A 17,664-nucleotide genomic window follows, 5' to 3' on the forward strand; every position below is an offset into this window, starting at 1 on the left:
TTAAAACATAAAGGTATTTACCTTAATCTTACCTACTGCAAGAAACACTATAATATTTCACCTGATAAAAGATGATCGTTGACCTCTCACGTCTATCATTCCCTTTCTCACTTTCTATCAAATAACCTCTTTGTCCATTTTACATATTGCAAAGGGGACCTCGCAACTCTTACAAAGATTCTTTTAATTTCTTAAAAAGGAAAAGTGTAGAGCATGTTTTCCTCTACACTTTTAAACTGAAAACATTGTGCAAAATGCATTGACACATCCACACACAATTATATGCTGATTTCATATATTTTTAAAGACTTTTGTTACAAAAAAAAGTTTTCTTGTAACAAAAGACAAAAAAATGTTACAAAAAATCTTTATATCATACTTCTTCAAATCAAAGTTTCATTCATGACTTTGCAAGTTTCTATAATTATACAATTGATTTTGTGCCTTTCTAAACAAATCTTCAAAAGTTTTCCCTTCTATAGGATAACTTGCAGCCCCAAATAATAGTGTGACACTTAATAAATCATTCGCTATTTCATTTTGAATATTTTTGATTAATCGGCTTGTTATTGTTGACTTTTCATAGCCATTATCAACAGCTACGATAACATATTTATTTTCATCCCACCTCGTAACTACATCGCCTTTTCGAACTGTCTTTACAATTGTACGTTCTACTCTTTGGACTAGCTCATCTAACTTTTTTTCTTGCACTGTGTCTTTTAATACATCCCATTCTTTTACGGAAAGAATATACACTGTGATATTACGAGAATCTCTTTCTGATAAAGCAGCTACTTTTCCAAAAAAATCAACGACAAAATCGTTATTCGTCATTCCTCCTACTTCAATATTTACACGCGTATTCGTTCTTTTATCGTACCAATGTCCAAAATAATAGCTTAGTATCATTTGCAATATATAAATAATAAAGACGGTTAAAAATGATCTCGAATCTAGCTTAGCAATTACATCCTGAAGTGCAATCCATTCTGTAACCGCAACTGTGTTCCCAAGTAATAATCCACTAATTTTCCCTTTATGTTTCATACTCTCCCCCTTTTATACCAATATATGTTTCTATAACAATAATGTTTTTCTATAAAATAAAAAATGTACATATTTAATGTACATTTCTACTTAAGTTTGTATACCTTTTCTATTTTATTTCATATATATACTATATATCGTTTTTAGGAAGGAGTGACCTATATGCCTCAAAAAGAAAATCTATTAGATATTATGCGCTTACTAGCTGGCTTTTTGTTATCATTAAAATTACTATTTAACTCTTTCGGAATAAACTTCATTACAAACGATCAAATTGACGCTATAGTAAATGTTATTTCATTTCTATTCATTCTATATTTTGGATACAAAAATAACTATATTGGAAAAAAGGGAGTGGAACAAAAGAAATTACTCAAGAAGCACAATCTTCATTAAAGAAGGAACCTTTCGCACAGGTTCCTTCTTATCATTTTCTGACAACCACTTCATTTGTTTGTAGCGGTCCATATGATACACCTTTATATTGAAATGTATATGTAGCCTGAAATAATGAATTGGGAGGAGCTTTATCTTTATTTGCTTTTATTTGACAAATTAATTCTACCTTTTCATTCGGTGATAAATTATCGATTCGCCACCTTACAAGCTGAAATAAAAACTCACTTATTCCCTTATCTGCTTTTAAAGAGTTTGGGATATACGCGAAATAATCACGAATCATATGACTTACAACTACTCGCGAAATCATTTCAACGCCTTTATTTTCAACTTCAAGTCGAATAATTAGTATGTCATTAACATCATAGATCATCTCATACGAAAATTTTTCTTTATACATACTACGGATTTGCAATGTGACTGCTACATTGGATGCTTCCGTGTCCTTTTTAGAACCATCAATCCACAAAACCGGCTGTAACGGTATAGAATACCTTCCTTGATCCGAAATTCGTTTCCATATTTTCATAATATATTCACCTCATTCCAGATATATCATCTATACAACTGTATTCTGCCTCTCGATGCAATAAACTACACTTAGAAAAAATATTTAGCTTGTTACAAACCATATCAAATTTTTCTTTTCCTTTTATCCTATTCGACAATATAAAGAAAAAACCATTTTTAATAGGTTGACACAGGTTATACTTTATTAAATATTTTTTTACAATTTCCTTCCTTGACTACATAACAAAATAAATTCTTACTCTCTTTTGGTCATTATAATAAAGTGAAACTTTAATCAGTGGGGGTTTTGTCCATCCCCCACTGATTATTAGCTTTTACCAATCGGGCTTTAACAGGCAGTTAAAGCCCGATAAAATAATTTGGCGTTAGAAAACATTTGCCTTTTAGTCAAATTTGACTATAATATAATTTATGATTTCCATCCTTTATATCATGTCAGTGCAATTTTTTATAAAATGAAGAGGAACGATACAAACTGTACATAAAGTTTTTTTATGCATTGCACTAAAAAACTTAAGTTAGTTTAATTTTTATTAAAGGAGGGCTACTTTTGGAAGCACAACTATCAAAAAACGATTCAAGTAAAACAAAATTTGTTGTTGCTGGTTTACTACTTGGTATTCTAATGGCAGCAATGGATAACACAATCGTCGCAACTGCGATGGCAACGATTGTCGGAGACTTAGGAGGGTTCGACAAATTCGTTTGGGTCACATCCGCCTACATGGTAGCAACAATGGCCGGAATGCCTATTTTCGGTAAGCTGTCTGATATGTACGGACGGAAACGCTTTTTTATTGGCGGATTAATTCTTTTCTTATTCGGTTCTGCACTTTGCGGGACAGCATCAAGTATTGAACAACTAAGTATTTATAGAGCCATTCAAGGAATTGGTGGCGGCGCTCTTATGCCTATCGCATTTACAATTATGTATGATATATTCCCGCCTGAAAAACGAGGAAAAATGACCGGACTATTTGGTGCTGTTTTCGGAACATCTAGTGTTTTCGGACCTTTATTAGGTGCTTACATTACAGATTATATAAGTTGGCACTGGGTCTTCTATATTAATATTCCGTTAGGACTTATTTCCTTCTTCTTCATTACTAAATACTATAGCGAGTCTCTAGAATATCGAAAACAAAAAATTGACTGGGCTGGTGCTATTACGCTTGTCATTAGTATCGTTTGCTTAATGTTTGCTTTAGAACTTGGTGGTAAAGAATACGCATGGGACTCTAATGTGATTATTGGTTTATTTTCAACTGTTGTTATTCTGCTTATTATTTTCTTCTTCGTAGAAAGAAACGCAACCGAGCCTATTATTTCTTTCCATTTATTTAAAAAACCTTTATTTGCAGCTAGCCAAGGTGTTGCCTTTTTCTATGGTGCAGCTTTTATCATCTGCACAGTTTATATTCCAATCTTCGTTCAAGGTGTTCTCGGTGGTTCAGCCTCAAATGCTGGATTAATTTTGACACCTATGATGGTAGGATCTGTAATCGGCAGTCAAACTGGTGGACAATTAGCTTCACGAACAAGTTATCGTAACATCATGACAGTATCTGGAGTTTTCTTCGTTCTTGGAATTTATTTACTAAGTACTTTAACTATGGAAACACCTCGTACACTCGTAACAATGTTTATGGTGCTTGCTGGACTTGGAGTTGGATTCTCCTTCTCAGTTTTAAGTATGGCATCTATCCACAAACTAGAAATGAGAGATCGCGGTTCTGCTACATCCACGAACTCATTCTTCCGTTCACTTGGAATGACCCTTGGCGTCACGATTTTCGGTACGATTCAAAATCATGTTTTCACTGATAAATTAAAAGCAGTCTTCCCTCCTGAACTAGAAAAAATGGCTCCTAAAGGTGGAGACACAAGCTTTTTATTATCACCAAATGCTACTGAAAAGCTACCTCCTGAAGTACTGAGCGGAATTAAAGAGGCTCTTGCAACATCTATTGCTAATACATTTTTCTGGGCACTTATCCCAGCTACGCTAAGTATAATTTGTATTTTACTTATGGGAAATGAACGTCTTTTAACAGGACCAAAAACAAAGCAAAAACAAAAACAAGTAAGCTAATATAGAAAAACGAAACGGTATATCCCTTTATGAAAGAGGATATACCGTTTATAATATATATAAAGTTTCTATATACAGGAGTTGAGACAGCATGAGCATGAAGTTAGTCATTCTCGGCTTGTTACTCGAAGGAGATAAACATCCCTATGAAGTGCAGCACATAATGAAAGAAAGACAAATGGATTGTTATATTAAATATGCCAAGGGATCGCTATACTACGCCTTCGAGCAATTAGAAAAACAAGGTGCGATTAGCATTACCAATATTGTTAGAGATACGAATAGACCAGATAAAACAATCTTCCATATAACAGAGGAAGGAAAAGCCCTTTTCCACACCTTATTATTAAAACAATTTGAAGCGAAAAACCAAATATATAAACCTATTTATTCAGCGCTCTCTTTCGCTCACTTTAGCGACGAACAAGCTCTAGTTCCTATTTTGAAAAAAAAGAGAGATGATACAATGCTCTATTTACATACAATGCAAACGATATACGATCATAATAAACAACTAGTTCCTCGTGCTCAACTATATATTCTACAAAGCGTCATTGAGCATATTAATGTTGAATTACATTGGCTAAACACGCTCTTACAAGATGCAACTGCAGGTCGTCTTTCAGAAATAGGTGTAGATAATGATTAAGTTTTTCTAAAAGAGGTGCCTCCTCTTTTAGAAAAACTTAACACTATAATTATTCCTCGCAACTCAAAACACCCTCATTTTAATAATAAATAAACATCAAAAAAACTTAATTTTCCGAATAAAAAGAAATAAAAAACTTTAGAATTTTCTTATTTTAAAACAGTGGACAAAATTCCGAAAATTGTGTTAGAATTTGTTTCAATATCATATCGCTTGTTAAATTCCTTTCAAAAGGAAAATAGGTACACGAATATTTCACTTCGTGTTTAAAAGGGAAGTTTGGTGAAACTCCAACACGGTCCCGCCACTGTAAATGCTGAGATTTCTTTTTTGTGCCACTGTGAAAACGGGAAGGTGAAAGAAATTATATGAAGCATAAGTCAGGATACCTGCCTATTTTAACAACACTGATAGACTCACGGATGATGATGAGGTGTTAAGAACAAAAAGGAAGGCTTATTTTTCTATGCCTTTATGCTTTTTGTTATAGGTATTTCCGAGTAAACGGAAATGCTTACTTTCAATTAGGGAGGAATTTAAAATGGCAATTCAAACAAGTAACTTAGGTTATCCACGTATCGGACTACAACGAGAGTGGAAAAAAACATTGGAAGCTTTTTGGTCCAATAAAATTGATGAAGAACAATTTTTAACGACAATGAAAGAAATTCGCCTTCAACACGTCAAAGTACAGCAAGAAAAGGGAATTGAATTAATTCCAGTTGGCGATTTTACATATTATGACCACGTTCTGGATACGGCCTACATGTTAGGATTCATCCCGTCACGTTTTTCAGAGTTTACCTCTTACCTTGATGTATATTTTGCAATGGCACGCGGCTCTAAAGATCACGTTGCTTCTGAAATGACAAAATGGTTTAACACAAACTATCATTACATTGTTCCTGAATATGAAGAAGGATTACAAATCTCTTTAAAAGACAATCGTCCTCTTCGTTTATATGAAGAAGCGAAAAAAGAGTTAGGCGTTGATGGAAAACCAGTTATTTTAGGCCCTTATACATTCCTAAAACTGGCAAAAGGTTATAACGAAGAGCAATTTGCCACTATTTTAAAAGAGCTAGTTGCACCTTATGTACAATTATTCTCTGAATTACACGCAGCTGGAGCACAAATTATTCAAGTTGACGAACCAATCTTCGCATCTTTAACAAAAGATGAAATTAATCAAGCGAAAGAACTTTACGAAGCTATTCATAAAGAGGTTCCAAATGCGAATCTTCTTCTACAAACATATTTTGATAGTGTAGAAGAGAACTATGAAGAAATTATTGCATTCCCTGTTTCTGGTATTGGATTAGACTTTGTTCATGGCAAAGAAGGTAATGTAAATGCTATTTCAAAATATGGATTCCCAGCTGATAAAATTTTAGCTATCGGTTGTATAGATGGCCGTAACATTTGGAGAGCTGATCTTGATGATGTACTTTCTTTATTTACAACATTACAAAATCAAATCACAGCAAAAGGTTTAATTGTTCAACCTTCTTGTAGCTTATTGCATACTCCAATTGATAAAACGGAAGAAACGCACTTAACAAGTGAATTATTTGATGCACTTGCATTTGCTAATCAAAAATTAGAAGAACTAGTCCTTATCCATTCTGCTCTTACTAAAGGTGTAGAAAGCATCAGTAGCGATTTAACAACATATCGTAATGCACATCATGCAATCCGCTCATCAGCTGCACGTAATCGTGAAGATGTAAAAGTGGCACGTACATCACTTAAAGAAGATGATTTCTCACGTCCTCTTCCATTTGAAAAACGATATGAACTACAGCAAGTAGCTTTACAATTACCATTGTTACCAACAACAACTATTGGTAGCTTCCCGCAAACATCTGAAGTTCGTCAAACACGTAAACAGTGGCGTAACGGCGATATTACAAATGAACAATATAATCAATTCATTGAAAAAGAAACTGCAAAGTGGATTCGTTACCAAGAAGATATTGGTCTTGATGTACTAGTACATGGTGAATTCGAAAGAACTGACATGGTGGAATATTTTGGAGAAAGACTTGCTGGTTTCTCCTTTACTAAAAACGGATGGGTACAATCATACGGTTCTCGTTGCGTAAAACCACCTGTTATTTATGGTGATGTTGCCTTTATAAGTGGAATGACTATTAAAGAAACTGTATATGCACAAAGCTTAACGGAGAAGGTAGTAAAAGGTATGCTAACTGGACCTGTCACTATTTTAAATTGGTCATTCGTTCGAAATGATATTTCAAGAAAAGAAGTATCATATCAAATTGCATTAGCACTTCGTCATGAAATTGAATTACTTGAATCTTCCGGAATTAGAGTAATCCAAGTCGATGAACCTGCACTTCGTGAAGGTATGCCGTTAAAAGAAAAAGATTGGGATGCATACATTACATGGGCAGTTCAATCATTCCTTTTAGCAACATCTTCTGTAGAAAATGAAACACAAATTCATACTCATATGTGTTATAGTAACTTCGAAGATATTGTAGATGCAATTCGAGCGTTAGACGCAGATGTTATTTCTATCGAAACATCAAGAAGTCATGGAGAATTTATTAATACATTAAAGCATACAACATATGAAAAAGGAATTGGTCTAGGGGTATATGATATTCATAGCCCACGTGTCCCAAGTAAAGATGAAATGTTCACAATCGTAGAACAATCTTTACAAGTATGTGACCCTAAATATTTCTGGATTAATCCAGACTGTGGTTTAAAAACACGAAGAACTGAGGAAGTTATACCTGCTTTAGAGCACATGGTTCAGGCAGCAAAAGACGCTCGTTCTCTCCTAAAAACAAACGCATAATAAAAAAACGTGTTATCCTTTTGAAGGATAACACGTTTTTTTATTCTACACTCTCAAAATAGAAGTCGTATTGTACTTTATACAATTCATCGTCTGATGGCTCTTCAAGAGGAGTTGCCTGCAAGACTATCATATATTCTCCGTTCGGAATAGGAATATGATATTTATTAGAAAGAATACTTGTTATATATACTTCTTCATTCTTCACTGTGAAAGGAACTGATATCGTTCTAACCACTTCTTCTTTCTCAATATGATTTCCACAAGTAACTTCCACTTCACAAGTATAGTCAGAGATTGCTTCAAAAATAATAGCTCCATCCACCTCAGCATAGCCTCTTTCAAAATCTTCAGGAGTCCAATCTACATAAGGCTGCTGACCATCATAGTTCATTATCATTAATTGCGAATATGAAATTGTTAATTCCATAACTATCCCTCTCCTCCACTATGAAATGTATGCCAATTACTATTTCACTTCAAATTTCACACGCGTACCATCTGGATATTTGTCTAGCTTATTCCCTACCCAAGAACCTGCACCGCGGTTATCTGCTGGACTTATATATTCAATATGAGCTCCTTTTCCGCCTTCCTTACACATCGCCATCGGCCATTCATCACGATCATAACCTTTCTTCGTCGGATATGGCGCTAACGATAATTTCCTTCTATCCGCTGCACCATTACGATCAATTGTACACATTTCCGAATGTCCTTCTTTTATAGCATCCGTTATATGTTTCCCGGTCTCTGGATATCGTTCTTTCGGGAACTCTAGAATTTGATCATACGTAGTTGTCTTTTTAGTACTTGTCTCCTCTGGCACAAGTACTTCATATACCGCTACCAAAAGAGAAAGAATTGCAATAATTGAAATGATAATACCTTTAAATTGCTTCATGTGTACCTCCGTGTTCCTACCAATTTCTTTTCCTCAGTTATTATAACAAACTTCTTCTATGTATGTTTTCAGACATTATTTTAGCTCTTCCTCTCCATTCCGCCAAAAACATTCATTTTTCTTCATCTTTTCACTAATGCTGTAGAAAACTAATAACCTTCCGACATTCTTTTTCAAAGGAAGTCCACATAAAAGGTTGAAATGATATATACGATACTTTTTGGGGAGGAACTATCATGGAAGCTATTTATAAAACGAAAGATGTTACAAATAAAACAGGTATCCCAAAACATATAGTCCGAAAATATAGCCAACTCTTAGAGGAACACGGTTATATCATTTCAAAAACAGCTGATGCTCGTATTTATAAATTGGATGATTTAAAACTATTGAAATCTATACATGAAAGAGCTGCTACATTACAAGAAGACATTTCAGAAACAATACCTATTATTTTAAAAGAAAAAGATGCCCCACCTGTACCTATTATTCAAGATAAACAAGAAGTGCAACCAAAAGAAGATGGGCGTAACTTTGAGGAGTTCATGCTAAAACTTGAAATGCTTGCTCAATTAAATGAAGCAATTATTCATCAAAACTCTACTCTCATTACACAAAATCGTTTAAAAGACGAGAAATTAGATGAACTAATGCAACAAGTTTATGTAAAAGAAGGCTCACAAGAAAAAATGTTACAAGATCTAGTTGTTCACGCCGCTCAAACAGATGCACTCCAAAAAGAAAAAATGGACTTATTAATGAATCATATGTATAAGCGAGAATCCAAACAAGAAGAAAAAATGAATAAACTTGTCAATCAAATTTACAATAAAGATAGCAACCGTGATACACAACTTATGCAAGTTATTCGCGAAATTCAAGAAACAAAAAGATTAGTCGCCGCCTCAAAAGAGCAAAGCTTCTTTCAATCATTTAAAAGTTTATTCGTTCGAACAAAACAAGAAAAAATAAATGAATGAAATTTTGTATCTTTTTCTAATGCACGATAAAATAAAAAGTTACCTTCTATCGGTAACTTTTATTCCTTATATCGTACAGCTGGCAATATAATAATAGCTTCAGTTCCTTTTCCGCTTTCACTTTTATATTCCAATGTGCCATTATGCGCTTGTAAAATACTAAATGTTACCATAAGGCCTAATCCTGTTCCTTTTTCTTTTAAAGAATAATACGGTTGTCCAAGCCTTACTAACTGTTCTTTTGTCATTCCAACACCACTATCTTTAACTCTTATTATTATCAATTCATCTTTTTGAATAGCTGTTACTTTTAAATACCCTTTGTTTCCTTGAATTGCTTCAATACCGTTTTTAACAACATTCATAATAGCTTGCTTCAATTTCGTCTTATCGCCGATAGTATAAAGGCTCTCAGAAATCTCAACTTGCAAATAAACGCCCTGCATCGCTGCAAATGATGACATAAGAGTTGTCATTTCAATTAATTGTGCTGATAAACAAATATGTTCTTTTTTTTCAATTTGAGGCCTTGCTAAATTTAAATAATCTGAAATAATCTGTTCAGCACGATCCAGTTCAGCTAATACGAGACGCATATAATCTTTGTTCTTTACGTCTTCCGTACTCTCTAGCAATTGAATAAACCCTCGTACAACAGTGAGAGGGTTTCGAACTTCATGTGCAACACTTGCAGCTAACTCACTTACAATATTAAGTTTTTCTGATTTTTGCATTTCTGTACGCAATAATGCATTTTCGTTTAAATACTCAGTCAAATACACTTGAAATACCATTGTCATAACCATAATAAGTGATGCAAATATATACCCACTATATAGATTAGATATGTACGGTGTAAAACCTGTTTCTAAAAGGACATTCAACATCCCGACTACTAATGAAACAAGAACATAAAATGATGCAATCATAAAAGCTAATATTAGCTTCTTATCTCTTGAAAAAAGAGACCATTTCTTTGACAAAAATAATGGAATTATCGAAAGAAATATAACTTCTACCATAGGCAACCAACTAAGCCCCTTAAAAATCCATTCATATGCAACATAAATAATGGCAGGGATGAGCCCAACAATCCCACCATATAAAAAACCACTAACAATTGGGACTGGATGAAAATTGTATCCGCAAACGGTACCAAAACAAATAGAGTATGTCATGGAGAGAACGAGTGTGACGCTAGATAAAAACATAATAAAGTAGCGATTAGGCTTCGGAAGCATTCCTTGATAACGATTTAAACGAATCGCTTCATATAAAAATAGTGGTAAAATAATGATGGCAATTTGGATCATTAAATCACGAATCAGCTCCATAGCCTCTCATCCCCTATATGTATTTTTATATGATTATATCATTTTATAAGTCCATTTGTTTCAAAATTTTGATTTTTCTTAACATCTTTGTTAATTATTTGTTAACAACTAATAATAAATGTTACAAATTTCCGAAATGATTGTAAACCCTGTACCAAATTTCCTTCGTGCAGTATACAATGAATACGGATTACAAAGAAAATAAAAAACACTTCACTAGACGGACAACTATCGCAAAATACAGCATATAATCCATACTATCTATGTTTACAAATAAGTGATCATTACTTTAGTAGGAGGAAGATAAATATGGCGGGTACTACGCTTGTTTTAAAAGAAGAAAATTTGGTTGTGCTAGAAAACGTTGAAAAATCAGTATACGAAGAATTGCAACATAAAGCAGGGGACGAAGACTGTACATGTGCTGTAAATGAATCCGTTGTCCATCTTGGCAAAGTATCTTCCGTACTTTGGAACGAAGATGAAATAGATTGGGAATACGGTTATTAAAAAGTCGCTTGCAGCGGCTTTTTTTGTGTTTATGCTTAAGTGAAACTTTAATTAACTCACACAGCTTATACTCTTATAGACATTTGAATCCTCACATAATTTCTTACTTCCACTGAATTTTAAGATACGATTCTTATCTTTCACAAATAGCGGGGGAAATTTTATAAACAAAGCGTAATAGTTGAAAATATGATAAAATGAACTTAATTTTCAAACGGAAGAAAGGGAGATACAATGGAACAATTCATTAATCCTAGAGTGAAGGACATCCAAATTTCTGGAATCCGTCAGTTCTCTAATATGATTCAAAACTATGATAATCTTATCTCTTTAACAATTGGGCAACCCGATTTCCCTACACCTTCTCTAGTAAAAGAAGCAGCTAAACGGGCCATTACAGAAAATTATACAAGCTATACACATAACGCTGGTTTACTAGAATTACGCAAGGCAGCTTGTAACTTTGTAAAGGACAACTACAATTTACATTATTCACCTGAAAACGAAACCATTGTTACAATCGGTGCTAGTGAAGCGATCGATGTTGCATTCCGAACTATTTTAGAACCAGGAACGGAAGTAATTTTACCTGCTCCTATTTACCCTGGTTACGAGCCGATTATTCGACTATGTGGTGCAACTCCTATTTTTATAGATGTTCGTGAAACTGGATTTCGTTTAACAGCTGAAGCTCTGCGAAATGCAATTACAGAACGAACAAGATGCGTCGTTTTACCGTATCCTTCTAATCCAACTGGTGTTACCTTATCAAAAGAAGAATTAGAAGATATTGTATCTATCTTAAAAGATAAAAATATTTTCGTTCTTTCCGATGAAATTTATAGCGAACTTGTATATGAAGACAAACACACATCTATCACTCATTTCCCAGAAATGCGTGATAAGACTATTGTCATTAACGGCTTATCAAAATCACATTCTATGACTGGTTGGCGTATCGGACTTTTATTTGCCCCAAGTTATTTAGCAAAACACATTTTAAAAGTGCATCAATACAATGTTACATGTGCTACTTCAATTGCTCAATATGCTGCAATCGAAGCTTTAACAGCTGCTAAAGATGCCCCGAAGATGATGCGCTATCAATACAAAAAACGCCGTGATTACGTATATAATAGACTCATTCAAATGGGTTTAACGGTTGAGAAGCCAACAGGTGCATTTTATTTATTCCCATATGTTGGACATTTAACATCTTCATCATTTGATTTTGCACTTGATCTTGTAAAAGAAGCTGGGCTAGCCGTTGTTCCTGGAACCGCATTTTCCGAATACGGTGAAGGCTACCTTCGCCTTTCCTATGCTTACAGTATCGAAACTTTAAAAGAAGGCTGTGACCGTTTAGAAGCCTTTCTAAAGAAAAAAGCTAAGAGTTAAACTCTTAGCTTTTTGTTGCATAATGATCACAAGTTTGACGCTTCAATAATTTATGCGGAATAATAATGCATTTTGAAGTAGATTCAGAATGCTCCACCTTATCAACTAAAGCTTTTGCCGCTTCATACCCTAATTGATAAATATTCACATCAACTGTCGAAAGTGGTGGACTAGCAATTTCTGATAATAAAGCATTGTTAAAGCTTACAATCGAAACATCTTTCGGTACAACAAATCCTTTTTTAGAAAGCGCACTTAACACGCCAAGTCCAATTAAATCATCCGTTGCCATAATTGCCGTCGGTGGTTGCTTTAGTCCCATTAATTCCTCAACAGCCTGTTGACCACTCTCTCTTGAAAAATCAAAGTGTAAAATATACTCTTTCGGCAATAGAATATCTGCTAGTTTCAAAGCATCACTCATCCCCGCCAAACGATCTCTCGTTACAAGTAAATCTGATCCACCGCCGATGAATGCGATTTGTTTATGGCCTAATGAAATCAAATATTCCGCTACTTCTCTTGCAGCTGTATAATTGTCATTATCTACATATGTAATTTCATCTTTTCGATCATATGGTTTTCCAATTAAAACAAACGGGAAGTTTTGGTCATGCAAGTATTGAATAATCCGGTCATTTTCTCTTGAATATAAAAGAATAATACCACCGATTTGACGCCCTTGTACCATTTTTACAACACCATTAAAAATTTCATCTTCTGTTTCACCAGTCGACATATAAAGCGCATACCCTTCCACATGTGCAAATGAACTAATTCCTCTTATAACTTCTGGGAAAAACGGATTTTGAAAAGCTTTACTTGCAGAACTCGGCATAACAAGACCAAGTGTCTTCGTCGTTTGGTTCGCAAGGTTTCTTGCATTTAAATTTGGATGATACCCTAATTCACTCATTACTTTTCGAACACGGCGCTTTGTCTTTTCACTTATACTTGGATTATCAGCAATTACACGAGAAACAGTTGATGGTGCTACGTTCGCCTTCTTCGCCACATCTTTAATTGTAACTGTCATAAAAATCCCCTCCTTTCACTTCTCTGCCATTTTCATATATTTTATCTTGCACCCGTTGCAAGTCATAGGAGAAGTCATAAACTGTCATTTATTTATTCTATCTTGCAAAACTTATCATATTCTCCCTCTCCATGTATTGTAAGGGATATAGCTCTTTTTTCCTATACTATAATATACTATTTATTTCACTTCTTTTCATATGCGATGTCAAATCTCTTTTCATCTCTCTATAATTTTTTTTATAGAGAGATGAAAAGAAAAATGGGACATAATGTCCCATTTCTCATCCTTTCGTACCTCCAGCTGTTAAACCAGAAATAAAGTATTTTTGTAGTGATAAGAATAAAATCGAAATCGGGATTGCAATTAATACTGAACCAGCCGCAAACGTCGTAAATTCATTACCAAATTTTTTCGCTACCATTTCATATAATCCAACTGCTAAAGTGTAATTTTCCGGCGTGCGTAAAATAATACTTGCTAAAATGAAATCTGTAAATGGACCGATGAAAGTGAATAATGCTACAACCGCTACGATTGGCTTTGCAAGCGGCATAATGATTTGCCAAAAAATACGGAAGTGTCCTGCTCCATCCATGCGGGCTGATTCATCCAACTCTTTCGGAATCGTATCAAAATACCCTTTCATAAGCCAAGTATTCATTGGAATTGCTCCACCTACATAAATTAAAATTAATGCAAGATGTGTATCAATTAATCCTGTTAACTGCGCTAATACATATAGTGCGATTAACGCTGCAAAGTTCGGAATCATTTGTAGAATTAAAAATGTTAATAAACCATTTTTTCTTCCGACAAAACGATATCTCGAAAATGCATAAGCAGTAAAGCTAATTGCTAACACCGAAAAAATCATCGTCATAACACTAACTTTTAACGTATTTTTATACCAAAGTAAGTAATTACTTGAATCAAGATCAAGTAGCTTACGATAATGATCTAACGTAGCATTTTTTGGAATAATGCTAGAACCAGACAAACTATCTCCTGGATTAAACGATGAACCAATAATCCATAGTAATGGATAGAAAATAATCGCACACATTATGAAGATAACCAAATAACTTAATGAAAGACGTAACATCTTTTGTCGTTTAATATTCATTTACATCATATCCTCTTCTTGGAATGATTTTGTTCTCTTAAATTGCCATAACGCAACTGTAATAACGATTAACGATAAAATCATTGTAAGAGCTGCTGCTTTTCCGTATTGCGCTGAAGTCATCGTTAACTTATAAATCCATGAAATTAAAATATCCGTTCCACCTGCATCTTGCCCCGCTACAGCAGGACCTCCGCCATTAAATAGATAAATGATACTAAAGTTATTAAAGTTAAACGTATATTGTGTAATTAAAATTGGTGCTGTTGCGTATAAAACAAGTGGCAATGTAATTTTGCGGAACTGTTGCCAAGCAGTTGCTCCATCTACTGTAGCAGCTTCATATAATTCTCCTGGAATCGATTGCAATATACCTGTTGTCATTGCAAAGACGAATGGGAAACCGAGCCACGTTTGGATCATAATTAAAGCAATCTTCGCCCAAAACGGATCTGTCATCCAAGCAATCTTTTCAATCCCGAATAAAGCTAATACTTGATTATTAATTGCTCCAAATGTTTCATTAAACATACCCGAGAAGACAAGAATAGATACGAATGCTGGAACAGCCCACGGTAAAATGAAAATTGTTCGAATAATTGCCTTACCTTTAATACCAGGCTGATTTACGATAATCGCTAAGAAAATACCAAGTGCAACTTGTAATGTTGTTGCAACAAATGTCCAAATGACAGTCCAAGAAAATACACTTAAAAATGTCTCTCTCCACATTGGTAATGTGAAAATATCAATAAAGTTTTTAAAGCCCACCCAATCTACTAATTTAGCTGGAGGAGAGTGATATAAGTCATAGTTCGTAAATCCAATTAAAATTACAAAAATGATTGGAAATACAACTACAAAGATTAGTAATAGAAATCCTGGTGAAACCATTAAATATGGAAAACCTTGATCTAATAAGTTACGGTATTGCTCTTTTACAGAGTTTAATGGGGTTCCTATATCACGTTTCTTCCCGTTTTGATATGCATCATATAAATTAAATCCATATATTCCGAGTCCAAACACGATGACGATAAGTGCCAAGATCCCTTCCACTAATAGAAAGACAGAATGGTCACGTGGAACTTCTGTACCGAGTGTTACAATTCCCCATAATCCCATATTTAATAAATCAGTAAATGCTACAATAAATGAACCTGTTAATACTAGAAAAATAAGGCCTTTTACAAATTGTTTATTATACATTTGGCCTATGCCTGGAATGATTGATAACATGGTTGCCATTTTCCTATGTTTTGAACCTTTTAAGCCGTTTGCTGGTTCCATAGATGTTTGCATGTTCCTTCCCCCTTTTTTCTGGGAGAGAATTCGTGCCTCTTATAGTAGAGGCACGAATTTCACCTTATTTTTTATTGCTGTGGTTTGCCTCAATATTCCCTTTAATTTGCTTCACTGCATTATCAAGTGCTGCTTTTGGTGCTTCTTTATCTGTAACTACTAACTGAAGCGCGTCTCCAGCTGGTTTCCATACTTCTTGCATTTCTGGAATATTCGGCATTGGAATTCCATTTTCTGATTGAGTTGCAACTGCTTTTGCAGCTTCATTATCTTTAATAATTGGATCTTCCATTACTGATTTTACTGGAGGAATCTCTTTTGTCTTCTCAAATCTAATTTTTGCGTTTTCTTCATTTGTTACCCACTCAGTGAATTTTGTAGCTAAATCATTTTGTTTAGAGAAGCTTGTTACATGCCATCCTTTTACCCCAACAAATGTTTTCATCGGTTGACCATTTGGTAATTTTGGCATTGGAGCAACACCATAATCAATTCCGTTCTTTTCCATCGCTTGGAACGCCCACGGTCCGTTCATAATAGATGCTGCTTTTCCTTCATTGAATAATCCATCAGCAGCAGGTCCACCAGATTCACCGATAATACCTTTCGGGAATAACTTTTCTTTGTACCATTTTTGAAGATATTCAGCACCTTGTACTGCTCCGCTATTATTTAATCCAACATCACTTGCATTTGGCTTTCCGTCTTTCTCACCAAATACATATCCGCCCATACCTGCCATAAACGCGTTAGCAAAGTAGAAGTTATCTCCTAATGTTAAAAATCCGTACTTGCCATCCTTCGTAAAGTCTTTTGAGAAGTTAAATAGCTCGTCCATCGTTTCTGGAGCTTTTTGCATTAATTTTTTATTGTAAATAAAAATTGGTGTTTCAATTGCTTTTGGTAAACCATATAATTTCCCGTTGTATGTTTGTGCCTTTATTGATAAGTCAGTAAATTTACTCTTCACAGCATCATCTGCTTTTACTTCAGAAAGTAAGCCTTCTGTTACTGCATTTCCGATTTGATCGTGTGGCAATGTTACAACATCTGGTCCCGTCCCCGCTGGTCCATCAAGACGTAACTTTTTCACTTGATCTGTCATTTGCATTTCAACAACTTTTACTTTTACTTTATATTTTTCCTCAAAGCTTTTCACTGCTGGTTCTAAACCAACACCTTTTTTATCATCTTCCCAAACGAGAAGATCATAGTCTTTCTTCGCTTTACTTTCCTCTTTTTTTCCTGAATCTTTCGGTCCACATGCAGATAACATGCCAATTGACAATGCTGAAATCGTTAATAGTGATAATGCTTTCTTCATCCCAAAAACCTCCCTAAATTGTCTATGTACCTCTTTAATTGAAAACGTTTGCATTTGATTGTTTAATAGAAGCGCAAACAATATCTAAATCTATGAAAACGTTTGCGCTATTTGTCTATCATTATACATCCTTTTATTCATTTTGCAAATATTAATTTTCAAAATAATCTTATCACACTCTTTATTCATTGACTTTACA

The 17,664-nt window shown here is 34.4% G+C and carries 16 protein-coding genes and 1 riboswitch; of the genes, 7 read left to right on the plus strand and 9 right to left on the minus strand.

Features of this window, described 5'->3' with window-relative positions; genetic code table 11:
* Window positions 1-396: 396 nt before the first annotated feature.
* Entirely contained in the window at window positions 397-1,050 is a 654-nt protein-coding gene (locus MR066_RS09830; RefSeq protein ID WP_002033822.1) for a diguanylate cyclase domain-containing protein, read from the minus strand.
* Between the two features lie 162 nt (window positions 1,051-1,212).
* Between MR066_RS09830 and MR066_RS09835 the strand changes: the two genes are divergently transcribed.
* Window positions 1,213-1,446 carry a phage holin gene (locus tag MR066_RS09835; protein WP_002014824.1) on the plus strand — a complete coding sequence of 78 codons (234 nt, stop codon included), beginning with the start codon at window positions 1,213-1,215 and terminating at the stop codon, window positions 1,444-1,446.
* Window positions 1,447-1,477: 31 nt separating this feature from the next.
* Here the strand turns inward: MR066_RS09835 and MR066_RS09840 are convergent, their stop codons facing one another.
* Window positions 1,478-1,978, minus strand: coding sequence for a hypothetical protein (locus MR066_RS09840; RefSeq protein ID WP_002088356.1), 501 nt, complete (start codon window positions 1,976-1,978; stop codon window positions 1,478-1,480).
* A gap of 552 nt (window positions 1,979-2,530) precedes the next feature.
* Here MR066_RS09840 and MR066_RS09845 point away from each other — a divergent pair.
* From MR066_RS09845 to metE, 3 genes are all read left to right on the plus strand, one after another.
* The gene (locus MR066_RS09845) at window positions 2,531-4,072 is read left to right on the plus strand and encodes an MDR family MFS transporter (RefSeq protein WP_002014821.1); all 1,542 of its coding nucleotides are present in this window, start codon (window positions 2,531-2,533) and stop codon (window positions 4,070-4,072) included.
* Between the two features lie 91 nt (window positions 4,073-4,163).
* The gene (locus tag MR066_RS09850; RefSeq protein ID WP_133059844.1) at window positions 4,164-4,721 is read left to right on the plus strand and encodes a PadR family transcriptional regulator; all 558 of its coding nucleotides are present in this window, start codon (window positions 4,164-4,166) and stop codon (window positions 4,719-4,721) included.
* Between the two features lie 223 nt (window positions 4,722-4,944).
* A riboswitch (cobalamin riboswitch) is annotated at window positions 4,945-5,132 on the plus strand.
* A 130-nt stretch (window positions 5,133-5,262) separates the two neighbouring features.
* Window positions 5,263-7,551, plus strand: a complete 2,289-nt coding sequence (metE, locus tag MR066_RS09855) for a 5-methyltetrahydropteroyltriglutamate--homocysteine S-methyltransferase (RefSeq protein WP_002014819.1) — start codon at window positions 5,263-5,265, stop codon at window positions 7,549-7,551.
* A gap of 40 nt (window positions 7,552-7,591) precedes the next feature.
* Here the strand turns inward: metE and comJ are convergent, their stop codons facing one another.
* Window positions 7,592-7,981: a competence protein ComJ gene (gene comJ, locus MR066_RS09860; protein ID WP_002088359.1), complete on the minus strand. Its 390-nt coding sequence runs from the start codon at window positions 7,979-7,981 to the stop codon at window positions 7,592-7,594.
* Between the two features lie 39 nt (window positions 7,982-8,020).
* Window positions 8,021-8,455 (minus strand): DNA-entry nuclease, encoded by a 435-nt coding sequence (nucA, locus tag MR066_RS09865; RefSeq protein ID WP_002014817.1) that lies wholly within the window; start codon window positions 8,453-8,455, stop codon window positions 8,021-8,023.
* 236 nt (window positions 8,456-8,691) lie between these two features.
* Between nucA and MR066_RS09870 the strand changes: the two genes are divergently transcribed.
* The gene (locus MR066_RS09870; RefSeq protein WP_242246945.1) at window positions 8,692-9,435 is read left to right on the plus strand and encodes a DUF3967 domain-containing protein; all 744 of its coding nucleotides are present in this window, start codon (window positions 8,692-8,694) and stop codon (window positions 9,433-9,435) included.
* 59 nt (window positions 9,436-9,494) lie between these two features.
* Here MR066_RS09870 and MR066_RS09875 read toward each other — a convergent pair whose 3' ends face one another.
* Window positions 9,495-10,769 (minus strand): sensor histidine kinase, encoded by a 1,275-nt coding sequence (locus tag MR066_RS09875; RefSeq protein WP_002014814.1) that lies wholly within the window; start codon window positions 10,767-10,769, stop codon window positions 9,495-9,497.
* Window positions 10,770-11,078: 309 nt separating this feature from the next.
* Here MR066_RS09875 and MR066_RS09880 point away from each other — a divergent pair, with 309 nt between their 5' ends.
* Together MR066_RS09880 and MR066_RS09885 are read left to right on the plus strand one after the other, a co-directional pair.
* Window positions 11,079-11,279, plus strand: coding sequence for a hypothetical protein (locus tag MR066_RS09880; protein ID WP_000929276.1), 201 nt, complete (start codon window positions 11,079-11,081; stop codon window positions 11,277-11,279).
* Window positions 11,280-11,513: 234 nt separating this feature from the next.
* On the plus strand, window positions 11,514-12,677 hold the full coding sequence (locus MR066_RS09885; RefSeq protein ID WP_242246954.1) for an aminotransferase A: 1,164 nt from the start codon (window positions 11,514-11,516) through the stop codon (window positions 12,675-12,677).
* A gap of 4 nt (window positions 12,678-12,681) precedes the next feature.
* On the opposite strand, the gene malR is transcribed toward MR066_RS09885, so the two are convergent.
* From malR to MR066_RS09905, 4 genes are all read right to left on the minus strand, one after another.
* Entirely contained in the window at window positions 12,682-13,713 is a 1,032-nt protein-coding gene (gene malR / locus MR066_RS09890; RefSeq protein ID WP_002014809.1) for a maltose operon transcriptional repressor MalR, read from the minus strand.
* A 283-nt stretch (window positions 13,714-13,996) separates the two neighbouring features.
* Window positions 13,997-14,839, minus strand: coding sequence for a maltosaccharide ABC transporter permease MalD (gene malD, locus MR066_RS09895; RefSeq protein ID WP_002088365.1), 843 nt, complete (start codon window positions 14,837-14,839; stop codon window positions 13,997-13,999).
* Complete coding sequence (gene malC / locus MR066_RS09900; RefSeq protein ID WP_002033812.1) at window positions 14,840-16,141, minus strand: maltosaccharide ABC transporter permease MalC; 1,302 nt, start codon at window positions 16,139-16,141, stop codon at window positions 14,840-14,842.
* A gap of 64 nt (window positions 16,142-16,205) precedes the next feature.
* Window positions 16,206-17,465: an extracellular solute-binding protein gene (locus MR066_RS09905; protein ID WP_002142987.1), complete on the minus strand. Its 1,260-nt coding sequence runs from the start codon at window positions 17,463-17,465 to the stop codon at window positions 16,206-16,208.
* Window positions 17,466-17,664 lie beyond the last annotated feature (199 nt).

Source organism: Bacillus cereus group sp. BfR-BA-01523 (assembly GCF_022662615.1).
GTDB classification, from domain to species: domain Bacteria; phylum Bacillota; class Bacilli; order Bacillales; family Bacillaceae_G; genus Bacillus_A; species Bacillus_A mycoides.

Bases quoted from the DNA above. Each gene is read 5' to 3' on its own strand.
- MR066_RS09830 (WP_002033822.1), bottom strand. From the start codon at position 1,050: ATGAAACATAAAGGGAAAATTAGTGGATTATTACTTGGGAACACAGTT.
- MR066_RS09835 (WP_002014824.1), top strand. From the start codon at position 1,213: ATGCCTCAAAAAGAAAATCTATTAGATATTATGCGCTTACTAGCTGGC.
- MR066_RS09840 (WP_002088356.1), bottom strand. From the start codon at position 1,978: ATGAAAATATGGAAACGAATTTCGGATCAAGGAAGGTATTCTATACCG.
- MR066_RS09850 (WP_133059844.1), top strand. From the start codon at position 4,164: ATGAGCATGAAGTTAGTCATTCTCGGCTTGTTACTCGAAGGAGATAAA.
- metE (WP_002014819.1), top strand. From the start codon at position 5,263: ATGGCAATTCAAACAAGTAACTTAGGTTATCCACGTATCGGACTACAA.
- comJ (WP_002088359.1), bottom strand. From the start codon at position 7,981: ATGGAATTAACAATTTCATATTCGCAATTAATGATAATGAACTATGAT.
- nucA (WP_002014817.1), bottom strand. From the start codon at position 8,455: ATGAAGCAATTTAAAGGTATTATCATTTCAATTATTGCAATTCTTTCT.
- MR066_RS09870 (WP_242246945.1), top strand. From the start codon at position 8,692: ATGGAAGCTATTTATAAAACGAAAGATGTTACAAATAAAACAGGTATC.
- MR066_RS09875 (WP_002014814.1), bottom strand. From the start codon at position 10,769: ATGGAGCTGATTCGTGATTTAATGATCCAAATTGCCATCATTATTTTA.
- MR066_RS09880 (WP_000929276.1), top strand. From the start codon at position 11,079: ATGGCGGGTACTACGCTTGTTTTAAAAGAAGAAAATTTGGTTGTGCTA.
- MR066_RS09885 (WP_242246954.1), top strand. From the start codon at position 11,514: ATGGAACAATTCATTAATCCTAGAGTGAAGGACATCCAAATTTCTGGA.
- malR (WP_002014809.1), bottom strand. From the start codon at position 13,713: ATGACAGTTACAATTAAAGATGTGGCGAAGAAGGCGAACGTAGCACCA.
- malD (WP_002088365.1), bottom strand. From the start codon at position 14,839: ATGAATATTAAACGACAAAAGATGTTACGTCTTTCATTAAGTTATTTG.
- malC (WP_002033812.1), bottom strand. From the start codon at position 16,141: ATGCAAACATCTATGGAACCAGCAAACGGCTTAAAAGGTTCAAAACAT.
- MR066_RS09905 (WP_002142987.1), bottom strand. From the start codon at position 17,465: ATGAAGAAAGCATTATCACTATTAACGATTTCAGCATTGTCAATTGGC.